The 18,639-nt window shown below is 28.3% G+C and carries 13 protein-coding genes; all 13 read left to right on the top strand.

Going from position 1 to position 18,639, the window contains the following annotated elements; genetic code table 11:
* The first annotated feature begins 91 nt into the window (after positions 1-91).
* The 13 genes from RB618_RS00755 to RB618_RS00695 all read left to right on the top strand — a co-directional run bounded on the left by RB618_RS00755 (position 92) and on the right by RB618_RS00695 (position 18,371).
* Positions 92-2,035, top strand: coding sequence for a hypothetical protein (locus RB618_RS00755; RefSeq protein WP_308067050.1), 1,944 nt, complete (start codon positions 92-94; stop codon positions 2,033-2,035).
* 37 nt (positions 2,036-2,072) lie between these two features.
* Positions 2,073-3,983, top strand: coding sequence for an O-antigen ligase family protein (locus RB618_RS00750; RefSeq protein WP_308067049.1), 1,911 nt, complete (start codon positions 2,073-2,075; stop codon positions 3,981-3,983).
* A 92-nt stretch (positions 3,984-4,075) separates the two neighbouring features.
* Positions 4,076-5,194, top strand: a complete 1,119-nt coding sequence (locus RB618_RS00745) for an efflux RND transporter periplasmic adaptor subunit (RefSeq protein WP_308067048.1) — start codon at positions 4,076-4,078, stop codon at positions 5,192-5,194.
* A 38-nt stretch (positions 5,195-5,232) separates the two neighbouring features.
* On the top strand, positions 5,233-8,349 hold the full coding sequence (locus tag RB618_RS00740) for an efflux RND transporter permease subunit (RefSeq protein WP_308067047.1): 3,117 nt from the start codon (positions 5,233-5,235) through the stop codon (positions 8,347-8,349).
* Positions 8,350-8,394: 45 nt separating this feature from the next.
* The gene (locus RB618_RS00735; protein WP_308067046.1) at positions 8,395-9,909 is read left to right on the top strand and encodes a TolC family protein; all 1,515 of its coding nucleotides are present in this window, start codon (positions 8,395-8,397) and stop codon (positions 9,907-9,909) included.
* 20 nt (positions 9,910-9,929) lie between these two features.
* Complete coding sequence (locus tag RB618_RS00730) at positions 9,930-10,130, top strand: HTH domain-containing protein (RefSeq protein WP_308067045.1); 201 nt, start codon at positions 9,930-9,932, stop codon at positions 10,128-10,130.
* A gap of 297 nt (positions 10,131-10,427) precedes the next feature.
* Positions 10,428-10,655 (top strand): hypothetical protein, encoded by a 228-nt coding sequence (locus RB618_RS00725; protein ID WP_308067044.1) that lies wholly within the window; start codon positions 10,428-10,430, stop codon positions 10,653-10,655.
* A 71-nt stretch (positions 10,656-10,726) separates the two neighbouring features.
* The gene (locus RB618_RS00720) at positions 10,727-10,957 is read left to right on the top strand and encodes a hypothetical protein (RefSeq protein ID WP_308067043.1); all 231 of its coding nucleotides are present in this window, start codon (positions 10,727-10,729) and stop codon (positions 10,955-10,957) included.
* A gap of 66 nt (positions 10,958-11,023) precedes the next feature.
* Complete coding sequence (locus RB618_RS00715) at positions 11,024-12,172, top strand: DUF4221 family protein (RefSeq protein WP_308067042.1); 1,149 nt, start codon at positions 11,024-11,026, stop codon at positions 12,170-12,172.
* A 2-nt stretch (positions 12,173-12,174) separates the two neighbouring features.
* Complete coding sequence (locus RB618_RS00710) at positions 12,175-12,618, top strand: hypothetical protein (protein WP_308067041.1); 444 nt, start codon at positions 12,175-12,177, stop codon at positions 12,616-12,618.
* Positions 12,596-13,744 carry a 6-bladed beta-propeller gene (locus RB618_RS00705; protein WP_308067040.1) on the top strand — a complete coding sequence of 383 codons (1,149 nt, stop codon included), beginning with the start codon at positions 12,596-12,598 and terminating at the stop codon, positions 13,742-13,744. The genes RB618_RS00710 and RB618_RS00705 overlap by 23 nt, the downstream gene beginning before the upstream one ends.
* Positions 13,745-13,791: 47 nt before the next feature.
* Positions 13,792-15,000, top strand: coding sequence for a signal peptidase I (gene lepB / locus RB618_RS00700; RefSeq protein WP_308067039.1), 1,209 nt, complete (start codon positions 13,792-13,794; stop codon positions 14,998-15,000).
* 227 nt (positions 15,001-15,227) lie between these two features.
* Positions 15,228-18,371 carry an efflux RND transporter permease subunit gene (locus RB618_RS00695; RefSeq protein ID WP_308067038.1) on the top strand — a complete coding sequence of 1,048 codons (3,144 nt, stop codon included), beginning with the start codon at positions 15,228-15,230 and terminating at the stop codon, positions 18,369-18,371.
* The last annotated feature ends 268 nt before the right edge of the window (positions 18,372-18,639 follow it).

The raw sequence follows: 18,639 nt of genomic DNA, 5'->3' as shown, positions 1-18,639 counted from the left end.
GGTAAGATTTAATAAATATCAATGTAGTTCTTGAAATCCTGAATGATTTCAAAACTAGCAAGACTTTTTAATAATATAAATAGATGGTTTTATGAAAAGAATAGTATTGATTTTTTTTACGATTATAATTGGTTCTTGTTCTAACCATAATGAGAAATTTCAAATCAATATTCCAGTAAATGTTATTAATAAGAGTATTGTTATTAAAAAAGATGTTTTAGAAGAATTAAATTTAAAAAAATCTTTTGAAACTAAGTCAGCTGTTTACTTTTTAGAAAATCTTAAATATCAAAAACATGATATTGGACCGCGAGAAGAAACTTATAGCGGTCTTATAAATGAATTTTACAAAAATCAAGATTCTTTATACTTGCGGATTAATGGGATAAAGGACAAATTTCCAAAAGATATTGAATCATATGATATTAATTTAGTAAGTAAACAAAATATTATAAATAACATAGAATTGACCAATAAGACATTTTTAGAATCTAATTGGAAAAATAAAATTTCTTTGGATATATATTGTCAATATTTATTACCCTATAAAGTAAATAATGAGCCTTTTACCACAGACTGGAAGAATAATTTTAGAAATGAATTTATTAAAGAAAATGGCAGTTTTATATTTCGTGAGAATCTTATCAGTGCAGCTACTAAAGTACACAAATGGCTTTTTACAAAAAAAAGTAGGTTTCGATTATATAGTAATGAAATAGGATTAAATATACCAGATCTTTCAGTTGATACTTTAGATAAACTGATGTTTGGTTCATGTCATGAAATTTCCGCTGTTGGGGTTGGATATATGCGTGCATTAGGAATTCCTGCTGCAATAGATTTTGCACCGACTTATCTAAATATCAATGCAGGTCATGAATGGAGCTCTGTCGTTGTAGATTCTATTAAGTGTATTCCCTTTGATATTACTACTAAAGAAATGAATATAATAAAAAAGGATTTTTACTTTTTTTCTAAAGTTTATAGAAAGACTTATACACCTAGTAAAGATTCGCATTTTGCACAAAGGGGGACTTGCAGTTTTTTACCAGAGTTTTTTAACAATCCATTTATAAGAGACGTTACAAATTCATACACTAAAACAAGTAATATTAAGATTCCTGTTGTAAATGATGTTAAATCAAAATATTGTTATATCTGTGTTTTTAACAGAAGAACACTATCATGGAGTCCAGTAGGATGGGGCAAAATAGAAAATAGGGATGCATTTTTTTCAAATGTAGGAAATGGAGGTGTTTACTTAGCGGTTATAGCTGAAGAAAGTGGTGTAATTCCAATAAATTCTCCATTTATATTAAATAAAGAAGGAGAAATGACATTTTTAAAACCAGAAATATCAAATATTCGATCAGTCAAGTTAGTTAGAAAAATTAATAGTAATCAATTTAAAGAAGATCAAAAAGACCGCATGATTAAAGGTGTATTCCAAGGTTCAAATTATTCGGATTTTAGACAACCAGTAGACCTATACACAATTAAAAAAAATCCGGGTGATTACTTTAATAATATTCAATTACCACACAAAAAAAATCAAGCATTCCGCTATGTAAGGTATTATTCACCAAAGAATTCATTTGGAAATGTAGGGGAAATTGAATTTTATGAATTAGGAGTTGCTAGTCCTATTAGGGGTAAAGTAATTGGAACCGAAGGTTCTTTTTTTGATAATCCAAAATGCACTAAAGAAGCTGCATTTGATGGTAACTTGTTGACATATTTTGATTCGAATCTTCCAGATCATAGTTGGGTCGGATTGGATTTGAATTCAAAAAAAGATATTAGCAAAATTAGATTTATATCTAGGAATGATATGAATTGTGTCCAGGTTGGAAATATATATGAACTTTTTTACTGGAACGAAGGATGGAAGTCTTTAGGTAGAAAGACTGCAAAAACAACATTTTTAATCTATACAAATGTGCCCAAAAAATCTTTATTATGGCTTAGAAATTTAACAGAAGGGAATGAGGAAAGAATATTTACATATGAAAATGGAAAACAAGTTTGGTGGTAAAGAAGTGAGTAGATATTTATAAACAAAGGATATAAAAATGAATAAATTTAAAAAAGAATTAATATTTCTTAATACTTTAAAACAAATTCTTGTTGTTCTTACAGTTGCGTTTATTTTAGTTTTACCTCAAATAAACATTCAAAAATATGTATTTCCTACTGTTACGAGTAAACTTATTTACTTTCTGTATGGTAGTATAATTCTTTTTGGGGTATTTATTCTTATCATTGTTTTTTCAAAAGTAAAATTTATATCATTTTCTAAAATAGATATGGTTTTATTTATTCTGATATTTTATATCACGATGAATCGCTATTTTATTCAATCATGTTATGGGTTTTCAATTCGTTATATAGAATTATTAGGCTTAAGTTTTTTTTATTTGGTTCTAAGGCATGTTTCGCTTAAAGACTATCCTTGGTTATTATTATCAATAATTATTTCTGGAATTAGCCAAGCAGTTTATGGTAATTTACAATTGTTAGGAGTTTATTCCTCTAACCACTCTGGATTTAAAATGACAGGCAGTTTTTTTAACCCTGGACCCTATGCCGGTTTTTTAGTCAGTGTTTGGGTAGTTGCTTTAGCGATGTATTTATATAGAGATCAAATTACAGCTCAAGTGCAGACACAAATAAAAATTAAAGCACAATTTTTTAGTGAATTTACTAAGTATATTTTTGAATACATTCCATTGCTGGGAATTGTTTTTATATCCTTAGTACTTCCTGCTTTGCAGTCTCGTGCTTCTTGGATAGCTGTCTTGATATGTAGTGGAATTCTACTGGAGATAAAATATCATTTTCTAAAAAAGGTATTTATAAAAGTAACCCAGATTTTTCAGAAGACAGCTTTAATATTACTTTTTATCGGGATTTTAAGTACAACATTCTTTAACTTATATCGCTATAAAAAAGATTCTTCAGACGGAAGAGCTTTTATATGGAAAGTGACAACAGAAATAATTGCAGATTCTCCTCTTTTTGGTGTAGGTTTTGATCAATTTTCAGCACACTACATGAACTATCAAGCTGATTATTTTTCTAAAAATAGGAATACTATTGAAATCTTAGTAGCAGATAATACACATTATGTTTTTAACGAATGGTTACAATTTGTGGCAGAAAATGGAATAATAGGATTCTTAATCTTAATGATTGCAACATTTGTTTTAATTAAAATAAAAATAAAAAAAAATAATAAAGTTATAGTTTTTGTAGGTAAAACAGGATTTTTAGCTATTGGTGTTTTTGCATGCTTTTCCTATCCTATGCAAATTCTGCCAATAAAACTGATATTGATTTTTTTCTTAGCAATGTTATCAAATAGCGCTATTGAAGTTTTTCAATTTGAAATTGAAGATATTTTAAATGAACAATGGGTTGGTAAAATAAGCATTTTACTATTGAGTTTTGTAGCTATATTTCAAATATTTTTTTATACATCTAATCTGCAAAGGGGGTTTGTAGTTTGGAATAATGCACTTAACAATTATCAATACAGTGATTATAAGGGAGCAATTAAAGAGTTTGAATTTGTTTATCCTATTTTCAAAAAGAATGGTGATTTTCTAATGAATTATGGGAAAACACTTTCAATGGCTGGAAAATCTCGGGAAGCAATTACAGTGTTAGAAAAAGCTAAGCTATATCAAAATAATACAATTATAGCTACGGCTTTGGGTGATAGTTATAAAGCCACATTGCAATTTGATAAGGCAGAAGAATCGTATCAGCAAGCGATAAATATGGCACCAAATAAGTTTTATGCAACCTACTTATTGGTAAAATTATATGATGTATCTGGAAATGTTAACAAGGCAGTAACGACAGCTAAGAAACTATTAAATAAAGATATAAAAATTCCTTCTACAGCCATTAATGAAATACAAGAAGAAATGAAAAGAATTCTAAAAAAATATAATAAATCTACGAATCACATCAATTAGTAAACATCAAAATGTTTGTGGGTAAAAAAATAAAGCCTATGCAATTTTACTATTAGAAAAGAACATAACATATATAATAAACAAATAGCGAAATGAGTGAAAATAATAACCGGAAAAAATGGAAGCTAACGATTGTTTTCATGATAATATTTGGTTCTTTATTGTTTAATAGCTGTACAAAATCTAAAGCAGCTGATGAAACTTCTAACGAAAAGAAAATGTACGTATCTGAAAATAATGTAGTGGAAACCATAGTGTTAAAGAATGAATCTTTTCGAAAAGAGTTGGTAAGTAATGGTAAAATTATTGCAACTCAAAAAAATACTATACAATTTGAGGTAAGTGATAAACTAGAACAGTTATATGTGAAAAATGGGGATTTTGTTCATAAAGGGCAATTACTGGCAACTTTAAATTCTTTTAAATATCAGCAAAGGCTAGCCATGGCTGAAATCGAGCTTAAAAAAGCTAAATTTCAGTTTGCCGATATGTTGGTGGGACGAGGAATTTTTACTACTCAGAAGGACAGTATTCCTAGAGCTACCTATGATATGGTTGCCAGTAGAACGGGCTATGATGCCGCACTAATAGAGTTAAAAACAGCGCAATTTGAATTAGAATCGACTAGATTAATAGCGCCATTTAGTGGTAAAGTTGCCAATATTGAGAGTAAAATCCATGAGAATGTAAGTGCAGGAAAAAGTTTTTTGACTCTAATTGATGATTCAACATTTGAAGTGGAATTTTATTTGATAGAATCTGAAATGGTTGATATAGCCCTAAATAGTAGTGTACAGATAATTCCTCTTGCATTGGGGAAAACTTATAATGGGCATATCTCTTCCATTAATCCACTGATCGAGAAAAACGGAACTATTCTGGTAAAAGCTATTGTTAAAAATGATAGAAAACTTACAGAAGGAATGAATGTAAAAGTCTTAATTGGAAAAGAAGTAAAAGGGCAATTGGTCGTGCCTAAATCCGCAGTATTAATTAGAGATAATCAAGAAGTTTTATTTAAAGTGATCTCTGGCAAAGCTTATTGGACCTATATAAAAACAACTTTGGAGAACAGCAGCTCGTACGCGGTAATAGCCGATCCTGATAAAAGCAGTGCTATTTTAAATTCTGGAGATACTATTATTGTTTCTGGGAATCTAAACTTAGCTCATGATAGTGAAGTAGTTTTAAGTACTGATAAGTCAAATTAAGAATTAATTTTTTCTTTACATTTTATAAAAAAAATCTTATGATAAAATTTTTAATTAATAAGCCTATAGCTGTTTTAATGACTATGCTGTGTATGGTCATTTTAGGTCTTTATTCATTTGGTTTTATCCCAGTAGCTTTAATGCCCGATATAGATATTCCGGAAATTACAGTGCAAATTGAAGCAGATAATATGTCTGCCAGACAGATAGAAGATGTTATTGTTAAAAATTTGCGTTACAACTTGATGCAGGTTAGCCATTTAAAGGACTTGAAAACGGAGTCTAGCAACGGTAATGGTATTATTAGATTAAGTTTTGAACAGGGCACTAAAATTGATTATTCATTTATTGAAGTAAATGAAAAAATAGACCGTGCAATGGGAAATTTTCCCAAAACAATCAAACGTCCTAAAGTAATAAAGTCCAATATTACTGATGTTCCGGTATTTTATTTAAATCTAACTTTAAAGAACCAAAATAAAATAACACCCGGAACCCCCAATCGTGAATTAAATTCAGTTTCTCAGGAATTTGTTGATTTTAGCAATTTTGCAAATGAAGTTATTCGTAAGCGTATTGAACAAGTAGATGAAGTAGCAATGGTGGATGTTAGTGGATTGGTTTTTTCTGAAATTCGAATTATTCCCGACACCGAGAAATTAAATGCATTAGGCATTAGTTTGAATGAATTAGAATCAGTTATCAAAAACTACGATATTGAGCTGGGTAATTTACTAATTAAAGATAATCAGTATCAATATAATGTTCGTTTAGGGGCTAGATTGAATACTATACAAGAGATTGAAAACATTTATATTAAAAAAGACGATAGACTTTTCCAGTTAAAAGATCTGGCCCAAATACAGGAGTATTCACAAAACCGTACTGGGCTGGTTTTATCTGATGATAAAGAAGCCATTACTATGGCAATCATTCAACAGAGTGATGCTCGAATGGAAAATTTAAAGCTATCATTGAATTCTCTTGTACAAAAGCTTAAAGAAGAATATCCATCTATTGAGTTTTCGGTAAGCAGAGATCAAACCAAATTATTAGATTATGCTATATCAAATATAAAACAAGATTTAATATGGGGAGTTTTATTGGCATTTGCAATCATGTTTTTGTTTTTGAAAGATGTTAAATCTCCTTTATTAATTGGAATATCAGTTCCTGTTTCTCTTATAATTAGTTTAGCTTTTTTTTATGTTTTTAATATTTCTATTAATATCATTTCTTTATCAGGATTAATTTTAGGAATCGGTTTGATGATTGATAATTCCATTATTGTAATAGAAAACATCATACAATATAGGGAACAAAAACATAATTTAATCCAAGCATGTGTTTTAGGTGCCAATGAAGTCCTTAAACCTTTGCTTTCTTCTGTGTTAACAACATGTTCTGTTTTTTTACCATTATCTTTTTTAAGCGGTATCTCGGGTACTTTATTTTATGATCAAGCGATGGCAATAACGATAGGATTGTCTATTTCTCTTTTAGTGTCAGTTACTTTGATACCGTTATTATATAATTTGTTTCATTTGAATGAACCTAGAGAGAAAAATAAAATAGACCAGTTTCTTGAAAAAACAAATACCGTGGATTATGCTGAATTATACGAAAAAGGATTTCGTTTTGTAATGAGAAATCAAAAAAGGTGTTGGGGAATCTGTATTTTTTTACTGATAGTGGGTGTGGTTTTATTTCAAGCTCTTCCAAAAACTCAAATGCCTAATATAACTACAACAGAAACTTTACTGAAAATCGACTGGAATAAGCAAATTAATGTAGATGAAAATAAAAGATTGGTATTAGAATTACTAAAACCTGTAAAAAATGAAATATTAAATTATACGGCATTAGTAGGAACTCAACAATTTATTTTAGATAAAGAGTCGACATCTTTGACTTCGGAAAGTACTATTTATATTAACTGTGACTCACCTGAAAAGTTAGTCAAGGTTCAAAAGGATATTATTTTTTTTATTCAAAAAAAATATGCTGGAGCAATTGCGTCCTATAATAATGTTGATAATATATTTAATATGATTTTCTCAGATAAGCAAGATCTATTAGTTGCTAGGTTAAGAAATGTAGAAAATATAGGTAGTGCACAAAATGAAGAACTAAAAAAAGTTTGGGTTGAAATAAAACAAAATATAAGTAATGTAAAACTAAATCCCATTGCATGGCAGAAACACATTAATCTTATTGCAAATCAAGAAAAATTAATAACTTATGGAGTATCTGCAAATACATTATTCGATGCCCTAAAAAGTGCTTTTAATAAACGTGAAATTTTATCTGTAATGGATAATCATAATTTTATACCTGTAATACTTGGCGGAGAAAGTAAAACAATTGAGGAAGTATTAAGTGAAACAACTATACAATCTAAAGACAGTGCCATTTTTCATGCCAGTGATTTTATTCAGGTTGTTAATTCACAAGACATGAAAACTATTGTCGGCGGTATAGAAGGGGAGTATTATCCTATAGAATTAAATACTAATGATGAAAATGTAAATCCCACAATCGATAATATTAAAAAAGTAGTAGAAAGGAACAAATCGTTTAACGTTTCTTTTAGTGGCAATTTTTTTAACACCAAGGAATTAATGACTGAATTAATCACCGTTTTGTTAATTTCATTAATCCTTCTTTACTTCATTTTGGCTTCCCAATTTGAATCCCTAGTGTTACCATTGATTATTTTAATTGAAATTCCATTGGATTTGGCGGGGGCTTTTCTATTATTAAAAATTTTCGGTATGAGTCTTAATTTAATGTCTATGATAGGAATTGTGGTAATGAGTGGAATTGTAATTAACGATTCCATTTTGAAAATTGACACTATTATCCAATTGCAAAGACAAGGGTATAGTTTAATTAGAGCTCTTTTGTTTGCTGGGAAACGAAGGCTTAAACCTATATTGATGACTAGTTTGACTACTATTTTAGCTGTAATACCTCTTCTTTTTACAGGTGGCTTAGGAGCAGAACTTCAAGCACCATTGGCGACGGTATTAACAGGAGGAATGATATTAGGAACCATTATAAGTCTCTATTTCACTCCCTTATGCTACTACTATTTTGCTAAAAGGATTAAAATTAAAACCAACAAAAATTGTACAATCTCAAAGATTGTATAGAATAAGCAGGGTAAAACATTACACTAACTTCGATGAGATACAGAGATGAAATTAATTAAACAAATACAAATTGCCTTGATAATCCTTTTTGTTTTATGCCATATAAAAAGCAACGCTCAGAATCCAAACAAAAATGAAGATATAAAACAAAAAATTACACTTATAGATGTAATTACTATTGCAAGTAAAAATTCCCTAGATGCTTTTAAGGCAAAACAACAATATGGAGCAAGTTATTGGCAATTTAGATCATTTAGAGCAAGTGTATTACCAAAAATAAATTTCGCAGTGGAACCTTTAACTTATAATAAATCTGTATTAAAAAGGTATGATTCAGAAAATAACATTGACGTTTATCGGCCACAACAAAATTTATATTCATTTGGAAATCTTAGTATCAGTCAAATTGTTAAGGCTACTGGCGCGACGGTTTTTGCAAATTCAAGTTTTAGCAGATTGGCTAATTTTGGAGTGATTGATTCAAAAGATTTCGCAGCTACCCCAATTAGTATCGGATTGATCCAACCTATCATGGCATTTAATCCTCATAAATGGGGGCATAAAATTGCTCCTCTTCAATTTGAGTATGCTAAAAAGCTGTATATATATGAAGTACAGGATATAACATTAAAAGCAGTTTTTTACTTTTTCAAATGGGCCTCGGCAAGTAAAAGAGTTGAATTGGATCAGGAGAATGTATTATCTACTCAAAAACTTTTTAAAATTGGAAAAAAAAGATATGAATTAGGTTCTATCGAAAAAGATGATGTACTGAATCTGGAGTTAGATGTCTATAATGCAGAAACTAGCTTACTTCAAAATGAACGAGAATTGGAAAAAACAGAATCTGAATTAAGATTATTTTTAAGAAATGATAGTCCTTTATCTTCTTTACCAGAATTACCAGAATTGATTTCTGAATTACAGATTGATATTAAAGAAGCAACTGCATTAGCAGAAGTAAATAATCCTGAAATTTTTAATTTAAAAATAAAAGTAATAGAATCAGAAAGAGATTTAGATAAAGTAATCAAGGAAAATCGTTTTGATTTGTCTTTGACGGGAAGTTATGGACTAAATCAAAATGCTAATACAGTCAAAGATGCTTACAGTAATTTATTGGAGCAGCGGATGGTTTCAATTCAATTAAGTATTCCAATTATGGATTGGGGAGAACGTAAGGGAAATATCAAAACTGCTAAAATGAATAACCAGGTGAGCGAAATTGCCACTCAGCAGGAGAGGGATAAATTAACCCAACAATTAGCTTTGAAAATCATTGATTTTAATCTTCAGAAACAATTAGTGACTGGCGCATTACGGACTTGTGAACTTGCGAAATCTTCTTATGATATAGCTGAAAAAAGATTTTTATCAGGAAGCATCGATTTGCTGCGATTAACAAGTGCAAGAAAGGCATGGCAAGCAGCTATGGAAAATTACATTGAAGCATTACAAAATTATTGGATGTTGTATTATAATGTACAGCAATTGACCTTATTTGATTTCATAAAGAATGCTCCTTTAATACAAGATTTTGAAACCATACTTGAAGATTAGTTAAAAATAAAATAGCAATTATGACTTATTCCGAAAGAAAAGAAAAAGAGATTCATTTACTTTATTTAATGGAACACAAAAGATTGTATTCTTTAGAAAAAGTAGCTAATGACTACGGCTGTAGTGTTAGAACAATTAAAAGAATTCTAACTACTTTAAGAAATGAAGGATACAATATAACCTATTGCAGAAAAAGTAATAAATACATTCTTAAAATCTAGCAAAGTGACAGAATTTGTCCCTTTGGTATGTTTTCTTTGTAAGGTAGATGTTTTAAATTTTAATAATTGCATTTGAGTATTTAAAAATTTAGTAACATAATTATTTACCTAAAAAAGAAGCTTATGAAATAGAATCTAAAAACATTCTGAGGAGGTCTTTGTTTATGGACAAAACATCATTAATAAAAGGTGTTTAATATTCTACAAAAGTAGTGTTTCCTCTAAGACTTTTGTAAAAAAAAATGAAATAATAAAAGGGAGTAATGACATTCTCTACTAATATTTAAATTAATTAAAATGAAAAAAATAATAGGAATTTTAAGTTTAGCTGTATGTATTCTAACCGTATTTATGAATGTGGATTCAGCTAGTGCAGTCAATAAAGATATAAATATGGCTAGCTTAATTACAATAAATAGTGCTAATGCAGAATGCTCGACCGGTAGTTTGGGTAAATGTCTTCAAAATACAAGTGGTCAAAATGTTTGCTTTGCATCTACCGATTCGAACAATAACTGTAAGTAGATCTCTATTGAAGTACTGTTTACCAATGTCTTTAACCGTATAAAAATTGTTAAATTTAAAAATAAAATTAAATGAAAAAAGTAATTAGAATTTTAGCTGCAGGTGCGTTTATTTTTACTGTGTATATGAATGCAAATTCTACAGATGTAATAAATTCAGATTTAAATTTAGATAATATAATGCAAATAAGTAGTGCCAATGCAGAATGCAGTACAGGTGGTAATGGAATGTGCAGACTATTGACAAGTGGTCAATTAGATTGCTTGGCAACATATGAATGGAGCAAAAACAACTGTAAATAACTGTAAATAAAGAAGAAAAGTAAAATAGATTGTCTGTTTTACTTTTCAATAATTCACTATAAATTGATGAAAAAATTTTATGTTTTAGTTTGTCTTTCGCTAATACTGAGTATTTCTTCCTGTTTAAATGAGAAGAAAAAAATAAATTTAAATGATTGTAATAACTTTAAAAATAATACATATAGTTTTACTAAAGGAAAAAACATCAGTTTTAAATTGGATTCATTAACGCCTTCTAATATTCAATATGTTAAATTTAAAACTATAAATGATTCTGTTTTTTACACATTTATAAATCACTACACAAATACGCTATATGCTTATTACTATGCGGATAAGAGTTTTTATAAATCTATTAAATTATCGTCATCCCGTCCTATAACCGGGTATGAAATAATAAATTGGGATAAGATTATTACTTATGCATACAAATCAAATGTATTGGACCTTCAAAGTGAATCTGGAAAAATCATTTCAAGTGTAAATTTACCTTCTAATGGGCAGGGAATTGCTTATGAGCAAATGCCAACGACATATTCTCCAATTATCTATGATGGTAGTAACACATACATAACAGGTGTTCAGTTAACTAGTAAAACTGTTGATAAAGAATCTAAAGTAATAACCAAAATCAATAATTCTTTTACAGATAAAACGTATTTGTACAAGTATCCAGAGTTATATAATAATTATTTTTTTGGAGGAGCCAATTACAATTTCGATATATCTTATACGTATAATTCGAAACAAAAGCTATTTGTTTTTAGTTTTCCTGCATCACATAAAATTTATGTAACGAAGGATTTTAGTAGAAGTGAAGAGTTTTGTGCTGGTAGTAGGTATGTTGAATTTATACCTGAGTATCCGCAAGGAATGAAAGAGCAGGAAGCTACTAAATTATTTAGGTATTGCAGTGAAAATGGAATTTATAGTGGGATTTTATATGATCAATATAATGATTTATATTATAGGTTATGTCTATTACCTGCTAATAATAAAGAAGATGAGGATTATTCAAGAGATTTGTCAGTTATAATTCTTGATAGTAAATTTAAAGTTGTCGGAGAAAAGTTATTCAAAGATAAAATCGACTTTGAAATTAAATATTTAAATACTATAACTGTTTCTCCTGAAGGTCTCCTTATTCAACAAAAAAATTCTTTTCGAGACGAAGACAGTCTAAACTTCACAATCTATAATATTTCAAAAAATTAACTATGAAAAATTTTTTATTTCTATTTTGTTTATCGGTATTCTTTGTTTCTTGTAATGATAAGAAAAAAGATCAAGAGTTTGATTATATGTCAGAAAGTATCGAAAAGTTGGTAGTTCCTATGAAAAAATGTTATAAGAATATTATTGTTTTGCCAGGTTCTGGTTGCGATGGCTGTATATCAGAAGGAGAAACTTTTTTAGCAGAAAATTATAAGAATGACGAATATTTATTTGTACTTACTAATATAAATTCCTTAAAGATTATTTCTCATAAAATAGGAATTGATGTAACAAAATACTCTAATATTTATATTGATGATAACAATGTTTTTTCTAAAAAAAATAATTTGATTTATCCACTAGTTGCATTTTATAGTTGTGATAGTACTAAGGTTTCTTATATTAAAATTCAAAAACCAGGAAATGATGCATTTAGGGGATTATAAAGTTATACTGTTGTTATCAATCTTAACATTATCGGGATGTATGCCTGATGCTAAAAAACAAAATGTTTCCACAATAAGTATTGATCCCAAAACCGTAAATCAAGAGGCTGTACTATCAGAATTAGTATCAGAGGTTAAAGTAATCACTTTAGAAACTACTCCGGAATGTTTCATTGAATATTTTTCAGAAATCTTATATATTGATAAAGAAAATATTATTTATAGATCTGGAAATTCTATATTGTTTTTTGATGGTAAGGGAACCTACAAAGATAAAATAAATTCTGTAGGTAAAGGACCTGATGAGTATGTTAAAATACTAAATGCACATATCAATATTAATGATAAGTTAGTATATGTTGTTGATATTGATGCTGTTAAAGTTTATGATTTTGCTGGTCGTTTCATTAATAAATTTGCTATCGGGATTTCTCCCGGTGATGTTATTGAATTAAAGGATGGTAAGTTTTTAGTATCAGTATCTCAAAATTATAGTGAAATTAATAGAGATGAATTATTTCTTTTTAATTCCTCAGGAAATAAAATTAAATCATTTAAATCCAAAAGTGAAGAAATTATAAAAGTTAGCCAGGATTTTATGGGGATGGGATTTGTTTATGATATAGGCAAAGAAGTTTTTTACAGGGATTTTCTTAGCGATAGCATTTTTGAAGTATCTGATAAATTTTTAAAACCACATTGGTTTATTGATTCAGGTAAATATAAATTAGATGCAGAGGAAAGATTAAATGTATCAAAAAGGAGTGAGACACTAAATAATGATAAAGTTGATATTAAAGAGGTATTCGAATCATTGAAATATTTCTTCATTAGTTATTCCTTCAATGATAATTCATATTTTACTGTATTTAGCAAAAATAATAATAAATGCATTCACAAATCTGCATATACTTATGATGAAGAAAAAAAATATGATGGAATGATCAATTTTGGAATAAAAAATGACCTCATTAAAAATGCAACAGCCTTTAGGCCTAATTATATAAATGGAAATATTATAGTAAGTGCAGTCAATCCAGTTTATTTCAATGTGGAACAACGAAAATTATTCGGTTGCAAAGAAGATGGTAATCCGGTTCTATTTATAGGTAAATTAAAATACTAATAGGCTTGTTCCTTCATTTCTTTACTATTTTTTTAACTATCAACCATATGAAAAACAAGTTTAACATATTATTTAGTTACTTATACATGAGAAAATTGAACATTAAGTATTTAACTATTGGAATTATCAGTTTATTTTTTTTGTTGTTAAACTTATATTGGTTAAGCTTGTTTTTATTGGTAACGTCTTTTTTATATTGCAACATTAAACAATTAATAGGATTTATTAAATACTCAGCCTTAAAAAATATTGTTGTTTTTTTTTCAATATTTTTATTCGTATTATTTATTGGTATAAGCATTAAATTGTTTACAGCGGATATATTTAAAATTCCAAGCTCATCAATGGAAAATATGTTATATGCCGATGACATCATTTTAGTGAATAAGTTAAATTATGGACCGAGATTACCACGTTCCCCTTTTGAGATACCTTTTATAAATATTGCTTTTTATTTTAATGACACTGCAAAAAGTCATATAAAAGAGGATTGGTGGACTTATAAAAGATTGTCTGGAACTTCAAAAATTGAAAGGGGCGATATTTTTGTTTTTAATTCCACTTGGGATAAAAATTTTATTCTGGTTAAACGTTGTATTTCTTTGCCAGGTGATACGATAACTATTAAAGATGCGATAATTTATACAAATCGTAGACTTTTTTGTTCACCGAAGACTGAAAAGAATAATTATAAATTTACGGTTAAAAATAAAAAAGCTCTGTATAGAGTAATGGATTCTTTAGCTTTACATGACGTATTGATAAAAAATTACAGCCATACATTTAAGCAAGCAAATCTATCAAAATTTGAATTAGATCACCTCAAAAAAAATAAATGTATTGATTCTATTACAATTCAGATCGATTCTTTTGTCAAAGAAAAAACATTTGTTAAAAATGATAATATAAAATGGACATTTGATAATATGGGGCCATTTATTATTCCTAAAAAAGGAATGCAAATAAAATTAAACCAAGAAACTTTTTCATTGTATCAAAACATAATTAATAGCTCTGAAGGTTCTAAAATAATAACAGTAAATGGTAGATATTTTATTAACAATAGAAAAAGACTTTCTTATACATTTAAGCAAGATTATTTTTTTATGATGGGGGACAATAGAAAAGAAACTTTAGATTCGCGTGCTTGGGGGGTTGTTCCAAAATCTAACATCATTGGTAAAGTACAATGTGTTTTATTGTCAAATTATCAAACGAAATTTAGATGGGATCGCTTATTTAAAAATGTGAAATAAATTAATACTCGATTAGCTGTAATTTCTATTTAAATTCATTTTTGTTACACTAAGATTATAACAGTTTTTTGTTTTATTAAGTTTTATAAAAATTTAATTGTTTTTTAAAATTATTTAAAGGCAGTTTTTTATTAATATCTGTCTCTTGTATTAATAAATCGAATTGTGTCTAAAAATGTTAATGTAATTTAAACTTAGTCAAAATCTAAGTTTACTAAGGAATATATATGAATTTAAAGTTCTCATCATTTACTACTTTAGCTTGCTTTATTTGTGTATGTATTATAGGAGCAAGTATGATTCCTTTATTGAGTGTTCAATTAAATCCATCAAACTCTCTACCTTCCTTAAGTGTTAGTTATAGTTGGAATGAAGTTTCTGCAAAGATTATCGAGCAAGAAGTTACCTCTAAATTAGAAGGTGTTTTCAATACTATTAAGGGAATTAAAGAAATAAATTCAATTACAAACAAGGAAAACGGATCAATAAATATTAAATTTAAAAAAAATACAGATATGGATGCTGTCCGATTTGAGATTTCCAATCTCATCGGTCAAACTTATTCTGAACTTCCTGAAGGCGTAAGTTATCCCCAATTATCCATTAGTGGAATCAATGAGACCTCCACACCAATTCTGATTTACAGCATAAACACTAACGAAAGCCCTTATCTTATTAAAAAATATACTGAGAACAATATACTGCCAAAATTAGCCATAATAAAGGGCGTTAACAAAGTGTACGTGTATGGAGCCGATCCCTTTGAATGGGTTGTAAAGTATGACTCTGATAAATTGCAACAACTTTCTATATCGGTTGATGAAATAGAAAGTGCTATTACGGATTATTTTCAAATACAACAATTAGGGAATGGAAGTGTACTTTCTAAAAGAAATGCTGAAATTCAAGAGATTTCAATGGTCTTAACTTATAAATTTGAAAATGAGATTAATTGGAATGACATCCCGATTAAAAAAACAGGAAATCGAATCATTTATTTAAAGGACATTGCTAAAGTTCAATTTAAGGAAGCTTCGGCGCAAGCTTACTTTAGAATAAATGGAAAAAATTCCATAAATGTGGTAGTATATGCTGAGAAAGGTAGCAATACAATTGATATTTCAAATGCTGTAAAGAATGAAATCGATAAGATAAAAAAAGAAATAAAAAGTGAATATAATCTGAAATTAACAACTGATAATTCACAGTATATTACCGAAGAATTACAAAAAATTAAAGAAAAAATGTTGTTTTCGTTTTCGATATTATTTTTTCTGATTTTGATAACAAGCAGAAGCTTAAAATATATATTAATTTTATTTTTTAGCATTGTTGCTAATCTCTTAATTGCTGTAATATTTTATTATATATTTAATGTAGAATTACAATTGTATTCTCTTGCCGGAATTACGATTTCTCTAGGAATCATCATCGATAATTGTATTATTATGATAGATCATCTTAGAAATAAAAATGATAGAACTGTCTTTTTAGCTATTTTAGCGACAACATTAACCACCGCAGGGGCATTATTGTCAACGTTTTTATTGGACGAATCTCTGCAAGCTAATTTGAGAGATTTCACTTTAGTTATCTCTATTAATATAGTCGTTTCATTGTTTGTAGCCTTATTTTTTGTTCCGGCACTTTTAGAAAAAATGTCTATCAAACAAAGAACGAAATATTTTTCAACTAAAAGAAAAAGAAGGATAATAAAATTCACAAACTCTTACTACAGATTGATTTTATTATTTAGAAAACCATATTTTAAGTGGTTGTTTTTATTTATTTTATTGCTTGGATTTGGAATCCCTTTGCATCTTTTACCTAAAAAAATTGATGGTGACGGTTTTTTAGAAAAAACTTATAATCAAACGGTAGGTAATGAATGGTTTTGTGATGAAATAAAACCTACATTAGAAAAAATACTCGGAGGTTCCCTTAGATTATTTACTGAAAATGTTTTTGAAAATTCTCATTATTCTGAACCAGGGAGAACTACTTTAAGGATTAGTGGAAGTATGCCTGAAGGATGTACTATTGAGCAATTAAATGACGTAATTATCAAAATGGAAAATTACATCAGCACTTTTAAAGATGTAGAAATGTTCGAAACTAATATAAGTAGTTATAAGAATTCAACGATTTGCATTTACTTTAAAAAAGAAAATGAATTGAGAGGCTTTCCATTTAAGTTAAAAAGTTTATTGGAATTAAAAGCTATTAGTTTAGGTGGCTTAGATTGGTCTGTTACTGGTGTTGGTCAAGGTTTTTCGAACTCGTTAGGATCGGGTTACAAAAGCAACAGAATTATAATAGAAGGTTATAATTATGATAAATTGTATTCATATGCCAAACTTCTAAAAACACAGTTATTTGCCAATTCCTCTTCTCGAATTAATGAAATAGAAATAACCAATGATTATTCTTGGGGTAATAATTCCTATGAATACTTTTTAGAATTTGATACTGAAAAAATGGCAATGTCTGAAATTTATCAAACAGAACTTTATTCGTATTTGAAAAACCAAACTCATGCAGAAGGTATAACATCTTTTATTGATAACAATGAACTGCATCAAATTAAGTTAGTGTCTGATCAATATCAAAAGATCAATATTTGGGATTTAAAACATATTCCTGTTAATATTGGGAACAATCAGTATAAATTAGGTCAAATGGCTACTATTGAAAAAAGAAAAACAGGAAACTCAATTTCAAAATTTAATCAGCAATACCACTTAGTGGTAGAATATGACTTTCTTGGTTCAGAACCATTAGCGAAAAAAGTACGTGAAGATAATATAGCCGGATTGAAAAGTAAGTTGCCTATTGGGTATCGAGTTTTTGAGGAAAATCTTTATGGATGGAATAAACAAAATAAACAACAATATTATTTTATTTTTGTTGTAGTTTTAATTATTTTCTTTATTTGTTCTATTTTACTTGAATCTTTGACTCAACCGTTTGTAATAATAACTATGATTCCAATTACCTTTATTGGAGTTTTTTTAACATTTTATTTTTTCGATTTTAATTTCGATCAAGGAGGGTACGCATCTTTCATTCTTTTATGTGGAATTTCTGTAAATGCCTCCTTGTACATTATTAATGATTATAATAATTTTAAAAGACAATATCCGTTAAGGAATGCTCAGTTGTTATATTTTAAAGCATTTAATTACAAAATAATTCCTGTAATGCTAACTATTGTCTCCACTATGGCAGGATTAATTCCTTTTGTATGGGACGGACAAAATGAGGTTTTTTGGTTTTCTTTTGCTGTTGGATCTCTTGGAGGGTTATTTTTTTCGTTAATAGGCATATTTATTTATTTACCAATTTTAATTACTAGAAGGGAATCGAATTAAATGGTAGTGTTTCATAGTTATTGATAAGAGTTTTTGTATTGGTAATGTGTCAGATGTGTTGGTGACTAATTATTTCATTTAAGATTCTCATAAAATCAACTATTTATAGTGTTGTCGCAGTTATAAACTAAACAACCTTCTGAACTGTCCCCAAAAAGTTAGACGCTATTTTGGGAGATTTTATGGAAAAACAAATTAAATACAGTTATGAGTTTAAACTTGGCTATATAGAAGAAGTTCTAAAGCAGGTTAATTGAATTATATCTTA

Source organism: Flavobacterium sp. LHD-85 (genome assembly GCF_030929595.1).
GTDB lineage: Bacteria > Bacteroidota > Bacteroidia > Flavobacteriales > Flavobacteriaceae > Flavobacterium.
Note: the sequence above shows the minus strand (reverse complement) of the source record. Positions and strands in the feature narration are given on the sequence as shown.